Source organism: Lentzea flava, assembly GCF_014648475.1.
GTDB lineage: Bacteria > Actinomycetota > Actinomycetes > Mycobacteriales > Pseudonocardiaceae > Lentzea > Lentzea flava.
In genome coordinates, this window is record NZ_BMRE01000132.1 from 1 (window position 1) to 2191 (window position 2191).

At 63.6% G+C, this 2191-nt stretch carries 2 protein-coding genes and 1 other annotated feature; of the genes, one reads left to right on the forward strand and one right to left on the reverse strand.

The features are described from left to right. Positions 1–248: 248 nt before the first annotated feature. Complete coding sequence (locus IEZ09_RS45795) at positions 249–1106, forward strand: pPIWI_RE_Z domain-containing protein (RefSeq protein ID WP_189260129.1); 858 nt, start codon at positions 249–251, stop codon at positions 1104–1106. 289 nt (positions 1107–1395) lie between these two features. Here IEZ09_RS45795 and IEZ09_RS45800 read toward each other — a convergent pair whose 3' ends face one another. After that, the gene (locus IEZ09_RS45800; protein WP_189260130.1) at positions 1396–1791 is read right to left on the reverse strand and encodes an integrase core domain-containing protein; all 396 of its coding nucleotides are present in this window, start codon (positions 1789–1791) and stop codon (positions 1396–1398) included. A 156-nt stretch (positions 1792–1947) separates the two neighbouring features. Continuing rightward, positions 1948–2076 (reverse strand) — a sequence feature (AL1L pseudoknot). Between the last annotated feature and the right edge of the window lie 115 nt (positions 2077–2191).

Sequence of the window (2191 nt, forward strand, 5' to 3'; positions counted from 1 at the left end):
CTGCTCACCCTTCCTCACACCAAGGCCAACACCCCGATGATCAACAGTATCCCAAGATCGTTTTGATAGGAGTTCTAGGCAGGCTGCCCTGGTCGTGCCGGAGATCGTGCGCACTCACAGTGATGCGTTGAGGGCACAGCCGCACATCGCTGTGCTCACCGATGAGCAGCTGATCGCGAAGTGCCCGGACACCGGTGAGCAAGGAGTCGTGACCTGTGGCCCGTGATCGAACTGGGTGGAGCAAGACCATGGCGCGCCGGTTCGCGAAGCAGGCTGGCGTGACACAGAAGGACTTTCGACCAATGCTCGAGGTGGAGTTGGCCTTGTTCGTCTTGGCCGAGTTCGCCCCAGGCGAGTCGGCGAAGGACGCCTGGGCGTTGGTGTCCGGCTACGACTTCCGGCGCGCCGAACACCGTCTTGGCCAGATCCCAGCGGCTATCCGCTGGTTGCTCGAGCCGGTGAAGCCGGAACACGACTGGGCAAGGCGGCTGGCCCAGTATCAGGTGTTCGCGCAGCAGGCACGAATGTTCGACGTACCTGACAGCGCCCAACCCTCCGTACGTCGGCAGTTGGCGGGTGGCGCGGAACGTGAAGACCAGTACCGCGAACTGCTCGCTGCTCTTCCTCCGCACCATGTGGAAGATCCACTGATCGCCGAACTCGGTGTGCGGCATCGCGTGCGACGTACGGGTCACAGCGTGGTCATCCCGGCCGAGATCGTGGTGAAGCGACCGCCGAGGCATCGTCCGCTGCGAGCACGCAAGATCTTCACCTTCACGTGGTCCGATCTGCGCAAGACAGCGATGTCGATGGACGCCCACGACCACAAATGTTGGTGCGACAACAAGTGGTTGGAGCGGATCGAAGACCTGGAGCTGGTCGTAGGTCGGCAGGTCACGGCGAAAAGACTTCAACTTAAGGATCTGCTGCAGGTGGTCGGCATGCCCGCGGTAGGCAAGACCACGTTGATCGTCGTAGCGTCCGTACTCGCCTCTCGTCGCAAGCACCACGTCACGGTCGTACTCGGCGATGTGGTGTCGGTGCTCACTGCCAGGTCAGTTGGCGGACAACGCGATGCGATATCTGGAAATGGCGTGGGCTCGTAGCGACGTGTTCTTCGTCGACGAGGCGGACAGGGGCCAGATCCAGTGGGATCAGGGCGTTCAGTCCCTCGCAGAAGCTCACCGGGTCCGGCAGCGGAGCCTGGCTGGACGAGGTGCACGTCCAGCTTGAAGGACATCTGCGCGCCACCCGAAGCAGGGATCTGGCCAGCAGCTCGGTCCGGGATTGGTCGGTGGACATCAACGCGGCCAAGATGCTGGTCAGCAGGATCCGTTCGCTGATCAGCGAACACGCGCATCTTAAACCGTCACGAGTTTGAGACCGGCTTCGGTTTCAGACCAGCGCCGGTCGGCGTGGTGGATATTGAGAGTAATACGCGGCTTCGTACTCGGCCGGCGTCAGGTAGCCCAGTCGCGAGTGCAGTCGGGCGTTGTTGTACCAGTCCGCCCATTCCATGAGCGCGAACTCGACCTCGGCGAGGGTCTTGAACGGGCCGTGCCGGTTGATGACCTCAGCCTTGAACAAGCCGATGATCGACTCCGCTAGAGCGTTGTCGTAGGCATCGCCCACCGAGCCCATAGAGGCCGAGAGTCCTTGCAGAGCAAGGGATTCGGTGAACTTGACCGACGTGTACTGACTGCCCGCATCGGAGTGGTGGATCAGTCCGGGCTCGACCGGGTAGCCGTGGTGGTCACGGCGCCACACGGCCATGTTGAGTGCCCTGGACACCAGCGCGGGCCCTGGCGACGCAGGTAACGGGTCATCTCGCGGCGCCCGTACATCTCCTCCGGTGTGCCCCGCAGGTCGCGCAGGGCGTTCTCCAGATAGGCGCCGGTGACATCGCACGCCGACGGTGGCCGGCGGCGGGCCTTGCGGTAGGCCCCTGGGCGCGATCTGGATTCCGTGCTCGGTAAGCACGTCGCAGATCGACTCGACGCCGTAGACCTGGCGGTACTCGTCGACGAAGCCGACGATCAGTGGTGCCGCGGGTCGAGTTCCCGCGCGAAAAAGCCGAGGCCAGCTTGAGGATCTCGTTGGCCTGCTTGAGATCCCGGACTTCCTTCCGTAGTCGCAGCAACTCCTCGCGCTCGGCCGGCGGCAGTCCCTGCGGTGGCTGCGCAGCGGGCCG

What these genes read in the sequence shown, in the direction of transcription:
- IEZ09_RS45795 (WP_189260129.1), top strand. Translation starts at nt 249, where the DNA reads ATGGCGCGCCGGTTCGCGAAGCAGGCTGGCGTGACACAGAAGGACTTT.